The organism is Sulfitobacter aquimarinus, from assembly GCF_040149565.1.
In the GTDB taxonomy this organism is placed as follows: domain Bacteria; phylum Pseudomonadota; class Alphaproteobacteria; order Rhodobacterales; family Rhodobacteraceae; genus Sulfitobacter; species Sulfitobacter aquimarinus.
Map to the genome: position 1 here is coordinate 159259 of NZ_JBEFLO010000002.1, position 19681 is coordinate 178939.

Below are 19681 nucleotides of genomic sequence, written 5' to 3' on the forward strand. Positions count from 1 at the left end.
CAGGAGATAGACGGGCCGCTACTCCTGCGCCCGTGCCATCCGCCACAAATGCCAACGATACAAAATTGGCGCCAGTACAAAGTCATAGAGTTTGCATGCGACCCAGTGAACACCCGGCAGGCTGACGACCCGCGCCAGCCAGCGCATCTGCGGTATGTCCTGCCACAGCACAATAAACGCGGGAATACCGCGGTAAGTCTGCCCGTCCTTGCGCACGTGCAGACGCTTTGCGGCGTCTTTTTCGGTCATGCCCCATTGCGCCAACTGCGCCGCATTGCCCAAATCGTGATAGCCGATGGGCAGGCCGTGCTTTTCGCTCAGCTTGGCGTAGTGGTCGATCTCGCGCTTACACACGGGGCAGGCGGCATTGTACAGGACTTCGGTTTCATTGCTCATGGCGTGTTACCTAGCTGCACAATCCGCATTCGCCAGTCCCTAGCGCGGCATGTTGCTGTCGATCCACCGCGACATCAGGGTACGGTCCCGAAAGCATTCAGGCGGCACTTCGGTGCGCCGTTTGCGGGCGATCCGTTCGGCAAAGCCTACCTGCTTGGACGAAGGATACTCGTTAAAGGCGCTGGGCGCGGGTTTATGCGCGTCAATCCAGCGCGACAAGCGCGCACGATCCGCGGCAAAACCTACGGGCAGTTTTGACTTGGTCTTTTCGGCCAGTGATTTGGCATAATCGACCTGCTTTTGCGTGGCTGGCACTGGCTCTGCCAGTGGCATTTCGGTCTGGACGTGTGGCATCGCCGCCTCGAAGAGGTCGGGCAAGCTGGGCTGATAAGACATGGCGTTCCCTCTCTGTTCTATACTGTCAATATAGAACGCAAAGAGAACATTGCAAGGATTCGCTATTAATCCTTCATATCAGGCGCGGCGGTCAGGTGATGTTGGCGGAAAATGTCAGGCCATTTACCCGCTCAGACAACCCGCCCCCACAGATCGTATTCGCCCGCTTCCTCGACCTCGACCGTGACGATGTCGCCCACTGTCAGGTCTGCAAAACCTTCGTCGATGAACAGGTTGCCGTCGATCTCTGGCGCGTCGGCTTTGGTGCGGCAGGTGGCGGCGTCGGCGTCGATCTCGTCGATGATCACGTCGATGCGGGTGCCGACTTTGGCTTCCAGCTTGGCCTCTGAAATGGCCTGCGCCTTTTCCATAAAGCGGTTCCAGCGGTCTTGCTTTACATCCGCGTCTACATGATCCGGCAGCGCGTTTGACCGCGCCCCTTCGACGTTTTCGTATTGAAAGCAGCCAACGCGGTCCAATTGCGCCTCGTCCATCCAGTCCAGAAGGGTCTGGAACTCTTCCTCTGTCTCACCGGGGTAGCCGACGATGAAGGTCGAGCGCAGGGTAATGTCGGGGCAGGTGGCACGCCACGCGGCGATCTCGTCCAATGTCTTTGACGCCGCCGCAGGGCGGGCCATGCGTTTCAGCACATCAGGGTGCGCGTGTTGGAACGGAATATCAAGGTAGGGCAGGATCAGGCCCCCCGACTCTGAAACGACGTCCATCAGCGGGATCAGCTGTCGCACATGCGGGTAGGGATAGACATAATGCAGCCGCACCCAAGCCCCGAGCGAGCCGAGATCACGCGCCAGATCGGTGATATGCGCACGGTGCCCGCGTTCCTCGGCGTGTTTGATGTCCACGCCGTAGGCCGAGGTATCCTGACTGATCACCAGCAGCTCTTTCACGCCGTTCTCGACCAGTTTTTCCGCCTCGCGCATCACCGCATGGGCAGGGCGCGATTGCAGGCGGCCGCGCATGTCGGGGATGATGCAGAATTTGCACTTGTGGTTACACCCCTCCGAAATTTTGAGATAGCTGTAGTGCCGCGGTGTCAGCGATACGCCAGACGCGGGCAACAGATCAATGAACGGATCGGGCGAGGGCGGCACGGCGGTATGCACGGCGTCCAGGACCTGCTCGTATTGGTGTGGCCCCGTCACAGCGAGGATTTTGGGGTGGTGTTCGCGGATGTAGTCAGGCTCGGCGCCCAAGCAGCCTGTAACGATCACGCGGCCATTTTCGGTCAGCGCCTCGCCGATGGCATCAAGGCTTTCGGCCTTGGCACTGTCCAGAAATCCGCAGGTGTTCACAATCACCGCATCCGCACCTGAATAGTCGGGCGAAATCGCATAGCCTTCGGCGCGCAGGCGGGTCAGGATGCGTTCGCTATCGACCAAGGCTTTGGGACAGCCAAGGCTGACCATGCCGATGGTCGGCTGGCCGCTGCGCGTGGGCTGTGCAATTTTGACCTTGGGGGCCAGATCGGGACGGAGGTTGGGGGGATTTGTGCTCATAACGCCGCTATAGCGGAGGGCGCGGTGCTGGGCAATCTCTCAGGATTTGACAACGGGCAAACCAGCGGCCAGCCACCCCGGCCCCGCACCAGAGCCGAGCATCCCTTCGGGCACATCAATAACACGGGTAAATCCTGCGCCCTTCAGCCGTGCCGCCAACGCACGCGACCGCACCCCCCGCGCACAGATCAGCGCGATCGGCGCATCGCGGCCCGGCGCTGTGGCCAGTAATTTGCGGACAAAGGCAGGGTCGCGCATGTCAATGGGTACAGCGCCTTGGCCCACACCTGTCCGCGCCCATTCATCGGGGCGGCGGATGTCGATCAGGGTGATGTCGCCCGCAATCGCGGTGGAATGGGCCTGTGCCACGCTCAGCGCGCTGCCCTCAATGCTGCCCGCTACGTTGAACCAGCGCGCCGCTGTCACGCCGCCCACCGCGAAGGTGCCGAGGGCAGTGCCCCGCCACAGAAAACTGCGGCGGGATATTTTTGTGTTCTGCAAAGGCTATCCCTTGGGCGCGGCCGATGACCACTGCGGGATCGTGCGGTCAGAGGCGGGTTGGGGATCAAGGCTGGGCCAGTTATCGGTCGAGAGGTTCAGGTTGCCCGGAATGTCTTCTTCCCAAAAGCCCACAACGTTTTGTGTGATGTTCAGGTAAAGTTTGTCATCAACAATGCGCCACAATGTCGGGTTGCCGGGAACCTTGCCGCCCTTGGCAACGCCGTAGGCGCAATGGCCATCATATTGCGGCACATATTTCGCGGGCTCTGCGACGAATGCATCGCGGTTGGCCTGCGACGCAAAGGCAAAGGTCGCGCCATTGTATTCGGCAGTGATGGATTTGTCGCCTTCCAGCGGGGCGGGCTGTGGCGTACCGACAGGGCTCTGCTCAAGTGAGAAATAGGACACGACGTCATAGCCCGAGACGGCAAAGCCTGTCTCGTCCACGAATTGCTCGCCCGCAAAGGCGGCACTGGCAAAGCTGAGCGCGGTGGCTGCGGCGGCGATGGTAAGGGTGAAACGGTTCATGATGGATCCTCCTGAATGTGGCGGCGCTGTTGGCCTGTGCATCCAAGTTAGGCAGCGGCTGGCCGGATTGCATCTCGCAACTGCGTTACCTCGCGGGGGTGTGAGGATGCGTGCGCATCGCGGTAGGAATTATTTCAGATTCGGCGGCTCTGACGGGTCGCCACCGGGCATACGCGGGGTTTTCTGTAACGTCTCCATCTGCGGCAGGTCGAACCGCAGGCCCACGCGCATCAGTTTTGTAACAATCGGATCGGTGTGGTTGAAAAAGCCGACATCCATCGCGCCCGCTTCGATCCCTGAAAAGGTCAGCGCCTCGGAGGCGGCCCGCACGAGCGCGTCGCGTGCGCGCGGAATAGCGTCAATGAACACCAGCAGATGCCCGCGGCCGCCCCCCGCATATTCTACACCCACCAACCACGCGTTTGCGGCCATGCCAGTGGCAGTGGCCAGCTTTGCGTCAATCGCTTCGATCAAGGCTTCGGGAAGGCCCTTGGGGGGGCGCACGGCCTCGATCTTGGCCTCGACCTGCGCGGCCTCGTTGGTCAGCGTGTCGCGCAACCATGCGATCGCAGTGTCAGGCAGCAGAATGGCAGAGGGCGCCACATCAAGGTTGAGCGCGATGCCGAGCGGCTGCCCCTCAAGCATCGCGGCCACGTTGCGCCCCGACAGCGCGACATAAGCGGCCGTGTCACCTGCGTATTGGGCAAGGCGCTGGGCGCGGTCAAAGGCCAGAAGGTACTGTTCGCCGTCGCGCTCCAATACCTGCGGGCTGATCTGGTCACCGTCGGGTTCGGCTTCCAGCAGCAGGTGCAGCTCGATGTCGGCCATCCGTTCGTAAAACCGCAGGCGGGCGGTGTCATCTTCGGGGGCGGCCATCATGGCGGCGTGGGCGGTATCAAGCGGGGTTGCGTCCATATCTACATCACCTGTTGCACGGCGGCTTGCAGGCGGGGGATAACCTCGGCCTCGAACCACGGGTTTTTCTTCAGCCATCCCGTATTGCGCCACGAGGGATGTGGCAAGGCAAAGACGCCATCGGGCAATGTGTCCCATGCGCGCACTGTGTCGGTGACGGTGGTGAAATCCGGCAGATGATAGCGCATTGCGTGCCCGCCGATCAGCACGGTCAGCGCCACATCAGGCACCGAGGCAAGCGCGGGTTTGCGCCACATACGCGCACAAATCGGGGGCGGGGGCAGGTCACTGCCTTTGGCGTCATATCCCGGAAAACAGAAGGCCATGGGAATAATCGCCACGCAAGAGCGATCATAGAATGCGTCCTCATCCAGCCCCAGCCACGCCCGCAGGCGCACCCCGGACGCGTCCCAGAACGGGGTATTCGCCTTGTGCACTTTCATACCCGGCGCTTGGGAAGCGATCAAAAGCCGCGCACCGGGTTGGAACCACACAATCGGGTTGGGACGGTGGGCGCTGGCCGTTTGTGCAAACCGTTCGGCGCAGGTGGTACAGGCGCGTATTTCATCTCGAACATCAGTCATTTAAGCCAAGTTAGATGTATTGTGCGCCCTGCCAAGGGGGGAATGCGCAGGCGGCCCTTGTCTGCATGGCCCGCAAGGCCATGTTTGCCAGTTGTACATTTGTTTCCGATTGCGACATAATATAGCCTAATTTCTCAGATAGATGAGGCTATACCCTCCGTAAGAGAGGGCATAAATCAACCCCGCAAGCCGAACCGGAGCAGGCGCGTAATGCTGGAATTTCGTAACGTTTCCAAGTCCTTTTGGACAGGCAAGCAGCATAAGGTCATTCTTGACCGTGCGTCTTTCCGTGTCGAATTGGGCAAGTCTTTGGGCATTCTTGCGCCCAACGGCACGGGTAAAACGACGTTGATCAACATGATGGCGGGGCTGGAAAAGCCCGACGAAGGCGAGATCGTCCGCGGCTGCAATATTTCCTTTCCGCTGGGGTTTATGGGCGGGGTGGTCAGCAAAGTCTCCGCGATGGAGAACGCCCGCTATATCGCGCGGCTCTACGGGTTGGACCCCGACTATGTCGAGAGTTTTTGCCGCTGGTTGTGTGGCTTGGGCGAATATTTCGACCAACCCATCGGCACCTATTCCGCGGGGATGCGGGCGCGGTTCTCCTTTGCGCTGATGCTGGCGCTGGATTTTGATATATATCTGATCGACGAAGGTATGCCCTCGACGACGGATGTTGAATTTAACAAGAAAGCAGGCCAAATCCTGCAAGAACGCCTGAAGACGACGACCATTGTGATCGTGTCCCACCAGGCGGAAACGCTCGAAAAATTCGCACGCTCTGCCGCAGTTCTCGTGAACGGGCAGCTTAACGTTTTTGACAGCTTGGAAGAAGCGAAACGGATGTATGACTACGAAACCCAAAGCTAGAAAATTCCGCATCAAGCGCAGTCCAAGTGCGACAACCGAGGTCGAGACACCCAAACCGCAAGCACCAAGCGAAGCGGATGGTGCCGCTGTGCCACATCCCGAACCCCGCCGTGCCAAAGCGCCAGAGCCCCAGCGCCAGCCACAGGCGCAGCCCCGCAGTGGCGCGGTCGAATCCGCCGCCGAGGTCAGCGGTGAACAGGACATGGACGCGATCCGCCAAGAGGGGCTGACAGGGCGTCAGTTGCGCATGGCGCGGCGTGTGGCACAAAAGCACGGGCTGCCTGCGACATCCGACTTTGACGCGGTGCGTTTGCTGCGGGCCAAGGGGATCGATCCGTTCCAGCGCTCTAACATGCTGGAACTTGTGGTCCCGCAAGCGGGCGGCGCCCAGCACGAGGGCGGACCCGGCAATGCATTGGCCGAATTGCCCGCGCAAGCAGGCGGGGCAGGTGCGGGCCGTGTGCAACTGCCGCAAACCATCCCTGCCGGCGGGCAGAATCTGCCCTCGACCGAGGTCAGCCCGATGGAGCGCCGTACGCGTGAAATCTCGGACATCCAGAAAGACATCACACGCCGCCGCCGCAAAAAGATGGGCTTGCTCATCGTGCGGCTGGCGTTTTTCGTGCTGATCCCCACGTTCTTTGCGGGCTATTATTTCTACAAAGTAGCCACACCGATGTATGCCACCGACAGCCAGTTCCTGATTATCCAGAATGAGGGCGGCGGCGGTCCCAGCCCCTTTGGCGGTCTGCTGCCCACGCAGTTTGCGAACTCTGCCGACAGCATCGCGACCCAAGCCTATCTGCAATCCAAGGACGCGATGTTGCGCCTTGATGAAGATGCCGGGTTCAAGGACCACTTTTCCGATGAAAACGTCGATCCGATCCAGCGCCTCAGCGAGGATCCGACGAATGAAGAGGCCTATAAGCTCTATAAGAAGAACATCAAAATCGGCTATGACCCGACCGAAGGTGTGATCCGCATGGAGGTGATCGCCGCCGATCCGCAGGTCGCCACGACCTTCTCGGAACGTCTGCTGAAATACGCCGAAGAGCGGGTGAACAGCTTGTCACAGGACAAGCGCGACAGCGGTATGGTCGATGCTGAAATCGGCTATGACAAGGCCGTGGCTGCGCGCCGCGATGCCCAGCAGCGCCTGATCGAGCTTCAGGTCGAAAACGGTGTGGATCCCGAAGCGGTGATTGCCGCGATCCGCACCCAGATCACCAACTATGAGACGTTGTTGATTGAAAAGCAGCTGGAGCTGGCCGCCCTTTTGGACAACGCTCGCCCCAACCGCGCCAAGGTTGAAGGTGCGCAAGGCGATGTGCGCCGTTTGGAGGGCGCGTTGGCGCAGTTGAACGACCGCATGAACAACGCAACCGAAGGCACCAACTCGCTTGCGCAACAGGCCGTCAGCCTGCAATTGGCCCAGGCCGATCTGGTGAACGCGGACACCAACCTGCAACTGGCGCAAACCGGTCTGGAACAGGCCCGCACCGAGGCCAGCCGTCAGGTCCGCTATCTGACCATCGCCGTGCGCCCCGTGCCCAGCGAAGAGCCCAGCTATCCGCGCAAGTTCGAGAATACGATCCTCGCGTTCCTGATTTTTGGCGGCATCTACCTGATGCTCTCGCTCACCGCGTCAATTCTGCGCGAACAGGTCACCTCATAAACCAACACGGCCCGCTGGACTGTTCAGCGGGCCATGTTCTTCCCAGCGATGAGCGCGCGACCGCGTAGCGAAGAGCGCGCTCTATTCCGCTGGAAGTTTGCTCACATTCAATGCCGCCTCTAGGCGGGCGCGTTCCGCCATGGCGCGTCGCACAATCGCAGGATTGCGCAGGGTGTTGGGGTTGTCCAGCCGCAGCGTTGCAGGTGCGTTTTTCGAAATGGCCACGCCCGACAGCGCCGACAGCGGCACCGCCAACACAAGGCTCGCCATAATCGGCAGCAACCAGACAGAGACAAGCCCCGACACAAGACCGCTCAGCAGCAGCGCCCCCACCAACATCTCTACCCAATGAAAGGCAACCAGCGTGCGCAAACTGTGCCGCGTTGCATCGCGCTGTTGCGGCGCCCACGCGTCCGACCGTGTGGTGAGCGCACGCAGCACGGCCTTGCTTTGCTGGATCATCATGATCGGCGCATAGGCCACGGACAGAGCCACCTCGACCAGAAAACTGCCCAGAAACGGCCCCGCGCCGCCAAATACCCGCGCTGCCCGCGGCGTGGCGGCAATAATCGCGGCCCCTGCAATTTTGGGCGTCAGCAGCATGGCGTACATGATGACCAGAAACACCGCGCTGTCGATATGGCTCATCGCGGGGGGCCAGTCGGGGAACAGGGGGTTTGTCTCGTTGAAATAGCGGATGACGTTCGTCTCTGAATCCTTGCCCAGCAACGCCCAGATCACCAGCAGGAAAAACCACGCAGGGCTGAGCAGATAGGACACCGCCCCGTGAAACAGATGAAACCGCGACACAGGGTGCAATCCCTTTGTCCCCAGCAGGGAAAGATGTTGCAGATTGCCACGGCACCACCGCCTGTCACGAATCACATAGTCGATCAGCGTGGCAGGGGTTTCTTCAAAACTGCCTGTCACACGCGGTAGGAACCGCACGCCCCAACCGGCACGGCGCAGCAGCCCCGCCTCAACGAAATCATGGCTCAGGATCAGGTCCTTGCGCCCGCCACGCCCGCGTAGATGCGGCAGCATCGCCGCACTGGCAAAGGCCCGCGTGCGGATGATCGCATTATGCCCCCAGTAATTCCCTTCCGAGCGTGCCCACGTTGCCAACCCTTCGGCCAGCAACCAGCCATACGCAATGTTCGAGAATTGCTGCAATCGCGCAAACACGGTATGTGCGCCGATCAACATCGGGAAGGTCTGGATCAACCCCGCCTGCGGGTCGCGGGACAACTCCGAAGTCATCCGCTCAATCGCGCGGCCTGTCATCAGGCTGTCGGCATCCAGCACCACCATCCCTTCATATGCGGCGCCCCATCCACGGGTCCAGTCGGCGATATTGCCCAGCTTTTTGTCCGTATTGGCGGCACGGCGGCGGTAAAAGACGTCGAACCCTTCGGGGGCGTGGGCCGACAGGTCCAGATACGCCTGCCATTCCAGCGCGGCAATCGCCTCATCGCGGGTATCGGACAGGACAAACAGGCTGTAACGGTGCGGCCCTTCGCGGGCGGCCAGATCGTGCAGCATCGCGGCGGCATTTCCAAAGACGTTATGCGGTACTTCGTTATAGATCGGGACCAGCAGCGCCACGTCGATGTCCTCTATATCCATGTTCTGCTGCGCATCCGCACGGTCACGGGCCAGAAGACCCGCAATGGCCACACCTACGGTACTGACGGACAGGGTGACCCAGACAAAGGTCGCGCCGATCATGCTCAGCAAGGCCCATTCCATCCCGCTCATCCCGCTTTGGGCAAGCCAGCCATATAGCCCGTACATCAGCAAAGCCGTCCCGATTACCGCCGGAGCAAAAGTGGCAATGCGCCACCCCCGCCCGGATGTGCCTGCCTGTGCGCGGGGGGCGGGGCGCTGGTCCAGGATCTGCTCGGGCGCGTCCAGCGGACTGCGCGGTGGCATGGCGTGATGAAGGGGGGGATTGGTCATGCTGAGGGTGTCCAACGGTACAGCCAGACTTCGCTGAGCGGATCATCGGCGCGGCGCAACTGCACGCGGAATTCCGCAACGGTGGCGTCTTGCGGGTCAAAGGTAAAGGCAACGCGTGGCCCACCTGTCGCTGGATTGCGTTGCAGGATCGGCGGGGTTGTCGTGCCAAAGCTTGCGCGAAGATACACGTCGATCCCGTCCAGATCATCGGGCAGCGCCGCGCCATCCTCAAAATCAATCACCATCACCAATCCGCCTTCGGGCCGTCCGCCCATGGCCGTGTGATGCACCCGCACCAGCGCAGGCGTGGCGGGCGCAGGGTCCGCGCCCCATTGCAAGTTATAGCGCATCGAGTGGCTGCCCCCCGCTGCAACAGGTGTCGCGGGGCGCCAGTAGGCCACGATGTTGTCGTAAATCTCGAGGTCTGCGGGGATTTCGACCAATGTGACCGCACCCTTACCCCAGTCGCCACGCGGAGTGATCCAGACACTAGGGCGGTTGTGGTACAGGGCCTCAAGATCGTTAAAGTCGTCAAACGCCCGCTTGCGTTGCATCAGGCCAAAGCCCTTGGGGTTTGTATCGCTGAAGGCGCTGATTTGCAGCGTGGCGGGGTTGGCCATGGCCCGCCAGATCACCTCGCCCGCGCCATTGTGGATCAACAGCCCGTCACTGTCATGCACGTTGGGCCGGAAGTCCGAGAACCGCGTGCGGTCGGTGGCGTCGAACAGAAACATCGACGTGAGCGGCGCGATGCCCACATGGTCCAGCTCGGTGCGGGCAAAGATCGTGGCCTCGACCTCCATGTTCATCACTGCACCGTGGGTGATTTCAAAACGGAAGGCACCTGTGCAGCTGGGGCTGTCCATCAGCGCATGAAGCGTTACGGATTTGGCACCCGCCCGCGGTGTTTCGATCCAGAAGGCGGTGAAATCGGGAAATTCCTCGCCCATCGGGTCGGCGGTTTTGAGCGCGAGCCCCCGCGCCGACAGGCCGTAGGTTTCACCCGTGCCGATGCCGCGGAAATAGCTGGCACCCTGAAAGACCGCGTATTCGGTGAACAGATCATCGTCGCGCAGATCGGCCCGCAGGCGCAATCCGCTGTAGCCCAGCGTGTCACTTTCGGGCAGATCGGGGAAGCTGTCGGTGCGGTCAAACACATCCAGATCAAACAGCAATGGCTGTGCCGCGCCCTCGGCCACGATGTTAATCTCGACCCCTTGGCCGTAATACAGTCCGGGCGGAAACACATCGAGCCGTTGCGGCACCTCGGTGCCCTCCCACAGGGCATTGCGGGTATCGAACCATATCTTGCGATAATCGTCATAGCTGATGTCCTGCCACTGCGGCGGAATTTCCTTGCGCGGCGTATAAGCGGACTGTGCCAGCGCTTTGGCGCGTGCGATGACGGTTTGGGCATTGAACGGCGTGGCAGCGCCCGTTTGCAACGGAGCATCCGCTGCTTGCGCCGCACGGGGCATCAGGGCAAGGGCGGCAAGCGCCTTGAGAACATCGCGTCGCAGCATCAGGGTGTCTTCCTCCACGGTTGTGATTTAAACCAGCCCGCGCCGTAGGCTGTGGCGACCAGCACGCAGGCACCGCCCAGATTTACCAGCAGGGTCATGCCCGTCTCGCGGCCCGTGTGGTCCATCACGAAACCCATCAGACGGGCGGTAAACATCGACACGACAAACACTGCCAGCGACTGTTGCCCGACCTTCAGAATGATCGCCAGTATGCTGCTCCAGACCCGCGCAACCATGCCCGTCCCCCGCGCCAGCAGGTTGTCACCTTTGTCGCCCGCCAGCACCCACGCCAGATAGGCAAGCGCCAGAAACTGCACAAAGCGGAACAGGCCAAAGTCGCTTTTGTCGATCATCGGTTGCAGGGCAAGACGCGCATCAATGACCGGATTGCCAACCTCGGTCACAAAGAACCAATCGCGCGCGACAGCCCGCACGCCGATATTGCTGAGCGGGATGTTGGCGACCACGATCACCCCAGCGAGGGTGATCAGCAGCGCACTCACAGGCGGTTTCGGGATCCAGCCGCGCATAAAGGCAAAGCCGGTAAAGAAAAGAAGCTGCCAGGCGAAGGGGTTGAAGAACCACTTGCGCTCTGACCACGGTTCGGCCGGAAAGGCCAGATGCCAGTCTGCCAGCAGCCACGTCTGCGCGCCCAGCCAGACGGCGGCCATGAAGGCAAAGACAAATCCAGTGTGGATGCGTTGCAACGCCATGACAATAGGCATCATCGCCAGTACCACCATATACATCGGCAGAATGTCGAAATAATTCGGCACATAGCTCAGCGTGACCAGCCCCAGCAACGGCACCGCAGGATCGGCAAAGAACTTCCACAGATTGAGCGAGCCGATGTATTGCTTGTCCGTCTCACCGTAATAGTCGAACCCCGCCATCAGCGCGGCCACGGCGATGAACAGCCCGATATGCGCCCAGTAAACCTGCCACACGCGAAACCCTACGCGGGCCGTGCCCAGCACCCAGCCCGCACGCTGGAATGAGCCGCCAAATGCAATGGCCGACGCCATTCCCGAGCAGAAGACAAACATCTCTGTCGCATCTGAAAAGCCCCAGCGCGCAGGGATCCACGAGCTTAGGAAATTGCCGGGAGTATGGGCGATCAGGATGATAAACATCGCAATGCCACGGAAAAAATCCAGCCGCAGGTCGCGCAGGCGCGGGGCAGAGGGCGTAGGATAGGGCGTCATTAGGGTCGTCCGGTTATTGGGCCGCGATGCCGCGGGCGGTGTTCAAACGCTCGAATCGCGTGGCCGAGAACCTGTCGTGGTGCCCGCCGCGTCGTCCGAGCCGATCGCGCAGAATTGCGGCCGTGGCATCATAGCGCCCCGCCCGTAGCCCCGCGTCGATTGTCATCCGCTCGAATACATCACGCTGCGCGTGAGAGCCACCGATTGTCTGCATCAATGAGCGGGCAGCCGCCAAGTCGGCAAATGCCGCGTCATAGCGCCCTTCGGCAAACGCGTTGAGCCCGCTCAGCGCGGCCATGCCGGGGGCCTCGACACGGGTGAACATCTCGCCCTTTCTGGCCGCGTCGCGGGCAAAGCGGGCGGTCATCGCATCGCGGGCCGCCCCACGGTTGGCCCCGGTCAGGGCCAGTAAATAATGCAAATCGGCAAAGACCAGACAACCGTCCTCGACCCGATTTTCCGAAAAATCGGCCAGCTCTTCCCAGCGCGGGCCCACGTCCATGCCCTCCAGTTCCAACCGCATCAACAGCGATGTGGCGTTCGAGATGTCGCGGTAGTCGTCGGTCTTGTCCGCACGGATTTGCGCGTCATACAGGCCAAGTGCGACGTCAAATTCCGCCCGTTCGATATGCAGTAGGGCCTTGTGCCACCAGACATGATAGCGAAAGTTGTTGGACCCTTCCCACGCCGCACTATTGCCGTTGATCAGGGCAATCCCGTCGTCGGTGCGTGCGGTCATGTCATACACATGGGCCACCGCATGCAGACCCCACGCATCGTTTTTGGCATAATCCAGACCGCGTCGCCCCGTGCGCTCGGCCAATGCGTAATCGCCCGTTTCTTCCAACGCAAAGGCGTGACAGCCCAGCAGATACCCCATGCACGGATGATCTGGCGCATGGGCAGACAAGATACGCTCGACCGAGGCGCGCATACCTGTGGCGTCGCCCAGAATGAAGCGGATGCCATGGCTCAATTTGGCCGAGACAGTGTCATGGGGCAGGGCGCGCAGGCTGGTCTCGATTGCGGCGATGGCGGCTGTGGGCTTGCCCGACAGCCACAGATCCAGCGCTGTGATCCATGCGGATTCGCGCAAGGTGACGGGGGTGTGCGCTGTGCTGGCTCTGGCTGCGGCAAGCGCCTCGTGGGCGCTGGGCAAGACTTCGGCGCGGCCCGTCATCAGGCAAAACAACCCGCGTGCGGCGTGGCCCATGGCAAATTCGGGGGCTTCCTCCATCAGGCGGCCCAAATGAACGGGCGTCTCGCGCCCGTGTGACAAAAGCCCCAGAACAACGCCGTTCCATGCGGTGACGGCGGTGGCCGAGGTCAGGGTTACGGGGCATGCGCAAATGTCGTCTTGGGTCATCGTCGGCACCTTCGGGGTTAGGTCAATGCGGTCCCCGAGGGGCGCATCATTGCAGACAGTAATACCGCATTGGCCGCAACCGCGTGAGGGTTCGGTGCGCTCCCACACGGCAACGTGAAGGTGTCATGGTTTTTCGTGAAGGGCGTTTCAAAACGGCCGGGCCTTTGCCGCTTTGGCATGGGTTTGCGCCAGAAATAGCTGCGTGACAGCGGCGACTGTTACGGCTTTCCGCCCAGCCATGTGTCAAGAACCTCGTCCGTGTCCTGACCGAAACGTGGCGGAGGGCGGCTGTATTTCACCGGCGTGGCCGAGAATTTCAGCGGGTTCCCCAAAAGCGAGACATGCCCGCCCGCGATCCCCTCGACAGCGATCTGCTGCACCGCGCCGCGTGCGGCGGCTTGCTCTGACGTAAGCGCCTCCTGGATCGTGTTGATCGGGCCTGCGGGAACTTTGACGGCGCGCAGGGCGTCCAGAATATCGGCTTTGGTCCATGTGCGCAGGGCAGGGCGCAGATGCGTCATCAACGCGTCGCGGTTCGCGATCCGCGCCAGATTGGTGGTATAGTCGGGGTTGGCGGCCAGATCGGGCAGGCCCAGCACATCGCAGAAGCGTGCAAATTGCGCGTCATTGCCGACGGCCAGCAGGAAATGCCCGTCCGAGACCTCGAACGCGTCATAAGGCACGATGTTGGGATGCGCATTGCCGCGCCGCACTGGTGGCTCGCCAGAGGTGAGAAAGTTCAGCCCCTCGTTGATCAGCCACGCCATTTGCGTGTCGATCAACGCCAGCTCGACGTGCTGGCCTTCGCCTGTTTTGTCACGGTGGCGCAGCGCGGTGAGGATGCCGATGGTGGCATACATCCCGCACATCACATCCGCGATGCCGACGCCCACTTTGGTCGGCACGCCCTCGGGATCGCCTGTGATCGACATGATGCCGCCAAAGCCTTGGGCCATCAGGTCGTACCCCGGCTTGTCGCGGTTCGGCCCCGTCTGCCCGTATCCCGAGATCGAGCAATAGACCAATTCAGGATGTGCAGCACACAGCGTTTTTGCATCCAGCCCGTATTTGACCAGCCCGTCGGGTTTGAAGTTCTCGACCACCACATCGGCGCGGGCAGCAAGGCGGCGGATGATGTCCTGACCGTCGGGGGTGGCGATATCCACCGCGACGGACCGTTTGTTGCGGTTCGAGGACATGAAGTACGCCGACAGGTCCGAGGTGCTGCCATCTTCGTTGCGGGCGTAATTCGGCCCCCAGCCGCGCGTGTCGTCGCCGCCCGTTTTGGGGTTTTCGATCTTGATCACCGTGGCCCCCATATCCCCCAGCATTTGGGTGGCGGTGGGACCTGCAAGAATGCGCGACAGGTCAAGGACGAACAGCCCGTCCAATGCGCCCGGTGTCTCAGATGAGGCCATCATAGGCTCCTCTCTCAATGACGCAGGCAATCACGGTGAAGGTGTCTGCGGTTATGGCCTCTGTCAGGGCGGCTTGCAAATCGGCGCGGTTGTGGACCTCAAGGCCCGCGCCGCCGAACGCACGGCCTATCGCGGCAAAATCGTGTTTGCCAAAGTCCACAGCGGCGTTGCGCATCTGGCGCTGGCGCTGCTTCAGCTCGATCAAGGCCAGCGAGGCGTCGACAAAGACAACAAAGATCGGCTTCAGGCCAAGCTCGGCCGCGGTTGAAAGCTCGCCCGCGATCATCAAAAAGCCCGCGTCGCCCGAAAAGGAAACCACGGTGCGGTCTGGCGCGCACAGCTTCGTTCCCATCGCCAGAGGCAGCGCGCAGCCCATCGTGCACAGGGCGGTCGACTGGATCAGGACGCGGGGTTGGGTGCAGGGCCACATCTGGCTGAGCAAAATGCGGTGCGCACCACTGTCGACGGACGCGATCGTATCGCGGGGCAGGGTTTGTGCGCAGGTGTCTATGATGGCGGCGGGGCCCCATTCGGCATCGGTGGGGAAGGCATCGGCCAATGCGGATTTGAGTGTAGCGACCTCGCCTGCGGTCCATGTCTCGCGCGGGGGCGCGCCCTCGCTGATGGTGGCAAGGCTGGCGGCGCAATTTGCGATGATGTTGAGCGTGGCTTGGTGCATGTAGTGGTGGTTCGGCTCTGCGGTGATGTCGATCACGCGGGTTTGGCGCGGGTCCCAGATGTCACGCCAGCCGGGGCGCATCTCGATCGGGTCGTAGCCTGCGCAGATGATCAGGTCGGCCTGCTGCACAAACGGGACGATCAGCGCATCGGCTTTAGGCGACAGACCCGCCCCACCGATGGCCAGGGGGGCGTCTTCGGGGAACATGCCTTTGGCTTTGTAGGTGGTGACAACAGGGATGTTGTGGCGCGTGGCAAAGGCTGTGATCACAGCACTTGCGTTTTCGTTCATTGCGTCCACGCCGACGATCATCACAGGCCGCTGGGCGGTGGCCAGCCAGTCGCGGGCCGTATCAAGCGCCGCACCCGCAGGGGCGGTTGCAGCGGCGGCCGCACGCGGGGCGCTGGGCGTGGCCGCAACGGGCGCATCCGCGACCGAGATCGGCACGTCGATATGCACGGGGCCAGGGCGGCCTTCGGTGGCGATGGTGACGGCCTTGTCAGCGATGACATGAGCCGCGCCAGCGCTGAGGCGGAAGGTGGCTTTGGTGATCTCTTGCAAGGCAGCACTGTGGTCGAGCACCTGATGCGTATAGGTCTGTGCCTCGTCCGCATCGACACACCCCGACAGCACGATCAGCGGCACGCGGTCTTGCAACGCGTTCGCGATAGAGTTCACGCCATTGAGGATGCCGGGCCCGATGGTGGCGACCATGATGCCGGGCGCCCCCGTCTGGTGCCACGCGGCTTCTGCCATGAAGCCCGCGGCGTTTTCGTGTTTGCACAACACAAAGGTAATGCCCGCTGCCTCCAGCGCGTCAACGAGCGTGAGGACTTCGCCCCCCGGCATGCCGAATGCATGACGGCACCCCGCAGCATATAGTCGGCGGGCAATGGCGTCTGCGGCGCGGCAGGTGGCGGTCATGGCGGGCTCCTTGAATGATGGAACAAGCACAGACCACGCGATGCGCTGACCTGCAACTCAAGTCTGCGTGGCAAATGTTTCAAGCCGCTGCTGCAAACGCCACGCCAGAATTTCACAGAAATTCTGGGCCAAAGTCTGGCGACAGACTTTGCTGCCGCTTAGCGGCGGCGGTCGCGCCGTGCGCTCATGGGTTGGAAGGCGACGCCCACGTGCGCTTCGCAATAGGGCTTGCCCTGTTTCACGGGCAGGCCGCAAAACCAGAAGTCTTCAGTGGCCGGGTCGCCCACGGGCCATTTGCAGGTCCGCTCGGTCAGCTCCATCAGGCTGAGCTTTTTGGCCTTCTTCTCGATCTCGTTGACCTTGGCCAGCGCCTCTGGGCTGATCTCGTTTGCCGAGGGTTGTGGCGGCAGGGGCTGGCCTGCGGGAATGATCTGCTTGCGAGCGGGCAGGTTTGTCTGCGGTGCAATCGCGGGTTCTGTCTTGAGGTCGGGCTTTTCCGACGCGGGCTTTACCGCGGGCTCGGCGGGCGGTGCCTTGGGCTTGGGCGCTGCTTTGGGCGCGGCCTTGGCCTTTGGCTCTGCCTTTGCGGCGGCCCCTGCGGTGGTGCGGTTGGACAGACCCAAGCGGTGCACCTTGCCGATAACAGCGTTGCGTGTCACGCCGCCCAGCTCTTTTGCGATCTGGCTTGCGGATTGGCCTTCGCCCCACATTTTCTTCAGAATCTCGACGCGGTCATCGGTCCAGGACATGGAAGCTTCCCTCGTGTAAAAAGCGGCCCTGAACGGACCGCTTCTGGCAAATTAGGTGCCTATACTACTGTCTGTGGCGGCAGGCGCAAGGGACCACGGCGGTGATAGGCGCTTTAGACGCCCGAGTTTTTCAGCCGCGCCTCGCGCAGGGCCAGCCATAATGCACCCGCCAGAATGATTGCCGCGCCAATATATGTGACCAAATCGGGCAGGGCGTTGTAAAACACAGCGTCATAAAGGGCGGCGAATACCAGCGTGGCGTAACTGAAGGGGGCGACAAAACTTGCGTCTGCCCGCGCCATTGCATTTACAAAACAGGTCTGCGCCACAGCCATGCACACGCCGATCCCCGCCAAAAGCCCCCACTGCGCAAGGCTCGGCATCTGCCAAACTGCAACCACCGCGCAACTGGCAATCCCTAATCCGATGGTATTGTTCACAAGCAAAATCTGGAACGGATTCTCCCGCCCCGCCAGCTTTTTGATGAAAATCAACTCCATCCCCATGATCACCGCGGCCCCAAGCGCGAGCAACGCGGCGGGTTGAAAGCTTTCTTGCGTAGGGCGCAGCAGGACCAAGGCGCCGATCAGTGCCAGCACCGCCGCTGACCAGCGCACGCGGCCGACACGTTCCCCCAACAAAGGGATCGCAAGCATCATCGCAAACACAGGGTTCAGAAACGAGATCGCAGTCGCATCCGCCAGCGGGATGAACGCAACAGAGGCAAACATCAACGTCACGCCCGCCCAGCCAAAGCTGGTCCGCGCCAGATGGAGCCTCCAATGCGGGGCCGTCACCTGGGGCCGCAGGACCCCGGCGGCCAGCCAAAGCGCCGCAAAAGCGAACAAAAACCGCCCATGGCTGATCTGCAACGCATGCAAAGGCACGCCGTACGTGTCAGTTCCCAGCGCCTTGGCCATCAACGTGGTCGCCGCAATAAACGCGGCCGCCAGAATGATCAGCGCCGCCGCCGCCGCGTTGCTTTGAGGTTTGGGGATATACATGCCCCCGCTATGGCGTGGATGCCGTACAGGTGCAAGGACCGCACACATGGTGCTTGCAAAACCCGCACCAACACGTAAACAACAGGCATGGAAACGCATACCACACTCCGACGACGCCGTAGCTAAACCGCGTCCGCGCTGCCGATAGGGACCTATCGGCGCCACCCCCAAGTGTTTCCCCAACCCCAACCCCCCTTGACCCGCACCGCTGCCCGTGGCCTTTTGGCTTTTTGCGGCTGCGGCGCGCTCCACTATCCCTTGAAAGGATGATCCAGATGATCGCTTCTGTTCTGCCAACCTACGCCCGTGCCCCGCTCAGCTTTGTAAAAGGCAGCGGTTCCTGGTTGACCGAGGCAGATGGCCGACGTTTTCTGGACCTCGGCGCGGGCATTGCGGTGAACGCGCTGGGCCACGCCCATCCCGCGCTGACCGAGGCGCTGACCGAACAAGCAGGCGCGCTCTGGCACACCTCCAACCTTTATAACATCCCGCAGCAAACGGCCCTTGCCGACCGTCTGGTCGAACATACTTTCGCCGATACCGTCTTCTTCACCAACTCGGGCACAGAAAGCTGCGAACTGGCGGTCAAGATGGCCCGCAAGTATTTCTACGACAAAGACCAGCCCGAGCGGGTCGAGATCATCACCTTCGACGGCTCTTTCCATGGCCGCTCCTCCGCAGGCATTGCCGCCGCAGGGTCCGAGAAGATGACAAAAGGCTTTGGCCCCCTTCTGGGCGGGTTCATCCACCTCCCCTTCGGCGACCACGACGCGCTGAACGCGGCCATCAGCGACAAAACCTGCGCCATTTTGGTCGAGCCGGTGCAGGGCGAAGGCGGCATCCGCCCGCTGCCGGATGCCTGCCTCAAAGGCCTGCGTGATCTGTGCGACGAACACGGCATCCTGATGATCCTCGACGAGGTCCAATGCGGCGTTGGCCGCACGGGCAAGCTCTTTGCCCATGAATGGTCCGGTGTCACGCCCGACATCATGATGGTCGCCAAAGGCATAGGCGGCGGCTTCCCCTTGGGTGCAGTCCTCGCAACCGAGGACGCGGCCAGCGGCATGACCGCAGGCACCCACGGCTCCACCTATGGCGGCAACCCGCTGGGCTGTGCTGTGGGCTGCGCAGTCATGGACATCGTCGCAGACCCCGACTTCCTGGCCGAGGTGAACCGCAAAGCGGGCCTGCTGCGCCAAAAACTCGAAGGTCTTGTTGCGTCCCACCCGGATGTGTTCGAAAGCGTGCGCGGCGCGGGCCTCATGCTTGGCCTCAAATGCAAAATCGCCCCCATTGAGGTGGTCAACGCAGGCTACGCCGAGGAAGTCATCACCGTCCCCGCCGCCGACAACGTCGTGCGCCTTCTCCCTCCGCTTACCATCACAGACGATGAAATCGCCCAAGCCGTCACACGTTTGGACCGCGCCGCCTCCGCGCTCAGCGCGACCTGATCTTCATTTTGCCCTTAAACT

At 61.7% G+C, this 19681-nt stretch carries 18 protein-coding genes; 3 read left to right on the forward strand and 15 right to left on the reverse strand.

What is annotated here, in order from left to right:
- Positions 1 to 18 precede the first annotated feature (18 nt).
- The 7 genes from ABMC88_RS04880 to ABMC88_RS04910 all read right to left on the reverse strand — a co-directional run bounded on the left by ABMC88_RS04880 (position 19) and on the right by ABMC88_RS04910 (position 4837).
- Positions 19 to 396, reverse strand: a complete 378-nt coding sequence (locus tag ABMC88_RS04880) for a thiol-disulfide oxidoreductase DCC family protein (protein WP_349575723.1) — start codon at positions 394 to 396, stop codon at positions 19 to 21.
- A 39-nt stretch (positions 397 to 435) separates the two neighbouring features.
- Positions 436 to 792, reverse strand: a complete 357-nt coding sequence (locus tag ABMC88_RS04885) for a hypothetical protein (protein ID WP_349575724.1) — start codon at positions 790 to 792, stop codon at positions 436 to 438.
- 131 nt (positions 793 to 923) lie between these two features.
- On the reverse strand, positions 924 to 2309 hold the full coding sequence (rimO, locus tag ABMC88_RS04890) for a 30S ribosomal protein S12 methylthiotransferase RimO (RefSeq protein WP_349575725.1): 1386 nt from the start codon (positions 2307 to 2309) through the stop codon (positions 924 to 926).
- Positions 2310 to 2348: 39 nt separating this feature from the next.
- Positions 2349 to 2810 carry a rhodanese-like domain-containing protein gene (locus ABMC88_RS04895; RefSeq protein ID WP_349575726.1) on the reverse strand — a complete coding sequence of 154 codons (462 nt, stop codon included), beginning with the start codon at positions 2808 to 2810 and terminating at the stop codon, positions 2349 to 2351.
- A gap of 3 nt (positions 2811 to 2813) precedes the next feature.
- Positions 2814 to 3338: a YHS domain-containing (seleno)protein gene (locus tag ABMC88_RS04900; RefSeq protein ID WP_349575727.1), complete on the reverse strand. Its 525-nt coding sequence runs from the start codon at positions 3336 to 3338 to the stop codon at positions 2814 to 2816.
- 129 nt (positions 3339 to 3467) lie between these two features.
- Positions 3468 to 4253 (reverse strand): SseB family protein, encoded by a 786-nt coding sequence (locus tag ABMC88_RS04905; protein ID WP_349575728.1) that lies wholly within the window; start codon positions 4251 to 4253, stop codon positions 3468 to 3470.
- Positions 4254 to 4255: 2 nt separating this feature from the next.
- The gene (locus ABMC88_RS04910) at positions 4256 to 4837 is read right to left on the reverse strand and encodes a uracil-DNA glycosylase family protein (protein WP_349575729.1); all 582 of its coding nucleotides are present in this window, start codon (positions 4835 to 4837) and stop codon (positions 4256 to 4258) included.
- 210 nt (positions 4838 to 5047) lie between these two features.
- On the opposite strand from ABMC88_RS04910, the gene ABMC88_RS04915 reads away from it, so the two are divergent.
- Together ABMC88_RS04915 and ABMC88_RS04920 are read left to right on the forward strand one after the other, a co-directional pair.
- The gene (locus ABMC88_RS04915; RefSeq protein WP_349575730.1) at positions 5048 to 5707 is read left to right on the forward strand and encodes an ABC transporter ATP-binding protein; all 660 of its coding nucleotides are present in this window, start codon (positions 5048 to 5050) and stop codon (positions 5705 to 5707) included.
- Positions 5685 to 7382, forward strand: coding sequence for a capsule biosynthesis protein (locus tag ABMC88_RS04920; protein WP_349575731.1), 1698 nt, complete (start codon positions 5685 to 5687; stop codon positions 7380 to 7382). Before ABMC88_RS04915 ends, ABMC88_RS04920 begins: the two co-directional genes overlap by 23 nt.
- Before the next feature lie 81 nt (positions 7383 to 7463).
- Here ABMC88_RS04920 and mdoH read toward each other — a convergent pair whose 3' ends face one another.
- From mdoH to ABMC88_RS04960, 8 genes are all read right to left on the reverse strand, one after another.
- A complete protein-coding gene (gene mdoH, locus ABMC88_RS04925) occupies positions 7464 to 9341 on the reverse strand; it encodes a glucans biosynthesis glucosyltransferase MdoH (protein WP_349575732.1) in 1878 nt (625 codons plus the stop codon).
- Positions 9338 to 10864 (reverse strand): OpgD/OpgG family glucan biosynthesis protein, encoded by a 1527-nt coding sequence (locus ABMC88_RS04930; RefSeq protein WP_349575733.1) that lies wholly within the window; start codon positions 10862 to 10864, stop codon positions 9338 to 9340. The genes mdoH and ABMC88_RS04930 overlap by 4 nt, the downstream gene beginning before the upstream one ends.
- Complete coding sequence (locus tag ABMC88_RS04935; protein WP_349575734.1) at positions 10864 to 12069, reverse strand: OpgC family protein; 1206 nt, start codon at positions 12067 to 12069, stop codon at positions 10864 to 10866. Before ABMC88_RS04935 ends, ABMC88_RS04930 begins: the two co-directional genes overlap by 1 nt.
- A gap of 13 nt (positions 12070 to 12082) precedes the next feature.
- Positions 12083 to 13435, reverse strand: a complete 1353-nt coding sequence (locus tag ABMC88_RS04940; RefSeq protein WP_349575735.1) for a tetratricopeptide repeat protein — start codon at positions 13433 to 13435, stop codon at positions 12083 to 12085.
- 218 nt (positions 13436 to 13653) lie between these two features.
- On the reverse strand, positions 13654 to 14856 hold the full coding sequence (locus ABMC88_RS04945) for a CaiB/BaiF CoA transferase family protein (protein ID WP_349575736.1): 1203 nt from the start codon (positions 14854 to 14856) through the stop codon (positions 13654 to 13656).
- Complete coding sequence (locus tag ABMC88_RS04950; RefSeq protein WP_349575737.1) at positions 14840 to 16456, reverse strand: thiamine pyrophosphate-binding protein; 1617 nt, start codon at positions 16454 to 16456, stop codon at positions 14840 to 14842. The genes ABMC88_RS04945 and ABMC88_RS04950 overlap by 17 nt, the downstream gene beginning before the upstream one ends.
- A gap of 158 nt (positions 16457 to 16614) precedes the next feature.
- The gene (locus ABMC88_RS04955; protein WP_349575738.1) at positions 16615 to 17205 is read right to left on the reverse strand and encodes a GcrA family cell cycle regulator; all 591 of its coding nucleotides are present in this window, start codon (positions 17203 to 17205) and stop codon (positions 16615 to 16617) included.
- A 113-nt stretch (positions 17206 to 17318) separates the two neighbouring features.
- Entirely contained in the window at positions 17319 to 18209 is an 891-nt protein-coding gene (locus ABMC88_RS04960; RefSeq protein ID WP_349575739.1) for a DMT family transporter, read from the reverse strand.
- A gap of 275 nt (positions 18210 to 18484) precedes the next feature.
- On the opposite strand from ABMC88_RS04960, the gene ABMC88_RS04965 reads away from it, so the two are divergent.
- A complete protein-coding gene (locus tag ABMC88_RS04965) occupies positions 18485 to 19660 on the forward strand; it encodes an aspartate aminotransferase family protein (RefSeq protein WP_349575740.1) in 1176 nt (391 codons plus the stop codon).
- Positions 19661 to 19681: the final 21 nt, after the last annotated feature.

Excerpts from the sequence above, each read along its gene's own strand:
- ABMC88_RS04965 (WP_349575740.1), top strand. The coding sequence starts at position 18,485 with ATGATCGCTTCTGTTCTGCCAACCTACGCCCGTGCCCCGCTCAGCTTT.
- ABMC88_RS04900 (WP_349575727.1), bottom strand. The coding sequence starts at position 3,338 with ATGAACCGTTTCACCCTTACCATCGCCGCCGCAGCCACCGCGCTCAGC.
- rimO (WP_349575725.1), bottom strand. The coding sequence starts at position 2,309 with ATGAGCACAAATCCCCCCAACCTCCGTCCCGATCTGGCCCCCAAGGTC.
- ABMC88_RS04930 (WP_349575733.1), bottom strand. The coding sequence starts at position 10,864 with ATGCTGCGACGCGATGTTCTCAAGGCGCTTGCCGCCCTTGCCCTGATG.
- ABMC88_RS04880 (WP_349575723.1), bottom strand. The coding sequence starts at position 396 with ATGAGCAATGAAACCGAAGTCCTGTACAATGCCGCCTGCCCCGTGTGT.
- ABMC88_RS04960 (WP_349575739.1), bottom strand. The coding sequence starts at position 18,209 with ATGTATATCCCCAAACCTCAAAGCAACGCGGCGGCGGCGGCGCTGATC.
- ABMC88_RS04920 (WP_349575731.1), top strand. The coding sequence starts at position 5,685 with ATGACTACGAAACCCAAAGCTAGAAAATTCCGCATCAAGCGCAGTCCA.
- ABMC88_RS04935 (WP_349575734.1), bottom strand. The coding sequence starts at position 12,069 with ATGACGCCCTATCCTACGCCCTCTGCCCCGCGCCTGCGCGACCTGCGG.
- ABMC88_RS04950 (WP_349575737.1), bottom strand. The coding sequence starts at position 16,456 with ATGACCGCCACCTGCCGCGCCGCAGACGCCATTGCCCGCCGACTATAT.
- ABMC88_RS04945 (WP_349575736.1), bottom strand. The coding sequence starts at position 14,856 with ATGATGGCCTCATCTGAGACACCGGGCGCATTGGACGGGCTGTTCGTC.
- ABMC88_RS04940 (WP_349575735.1), bottom strand. The coding sequence starts at position 13,435 with ATGACCCAAGACGACATTTGCGCATGCCCCGTAACCCTGACCTCGGCC.
- ABMC88_RS04905 (WP_349575728.1), bottom strand. The coding sequence starts at position 4,253 with ATGGACGCAACCCCGCTTGATACCGCCCACGCCGCCATGATGGCCGCC.
- ABMC88_RS04955 (WP_349575738.1), bottom strand. The coding sequence starts at position 17,205 with ATGTCCTGGACCGATGACCGCGTCGAGATTCTGAAGAAAATGTGGGGC.
- mdoH (WP_349575732.1), bottom strand. The coding sequence starts at position 9,341 with ATGACCAATCCCCCCCTTCATCACGCCATGCCACCGCGCAGTCCGCTG.
- ABMC88_RS04915 (WP_349575730.1), top strand. The coding sequence starts at position 5,048 with ATGCTGGAATTTCGTAACGTTTCCAAGTCCTTTTGGACAGGCAAGCAG.
- ABMC88_RS04885 (WP_349575724.1), bottom strand. The coding sequence starts at position 792 with ATGTCTTATCAGCCCAGCTTGCCCGACCTCTTCGAGGCGGCGATGCCA.
- ABMC88_RS04910 (WP_349575729.1), bottom strand. The coding sequence starts at position 4,837 with ATGACTGATGTTCGAGATGAAATACGCGCCTGTACCACCTGCGCCGAA.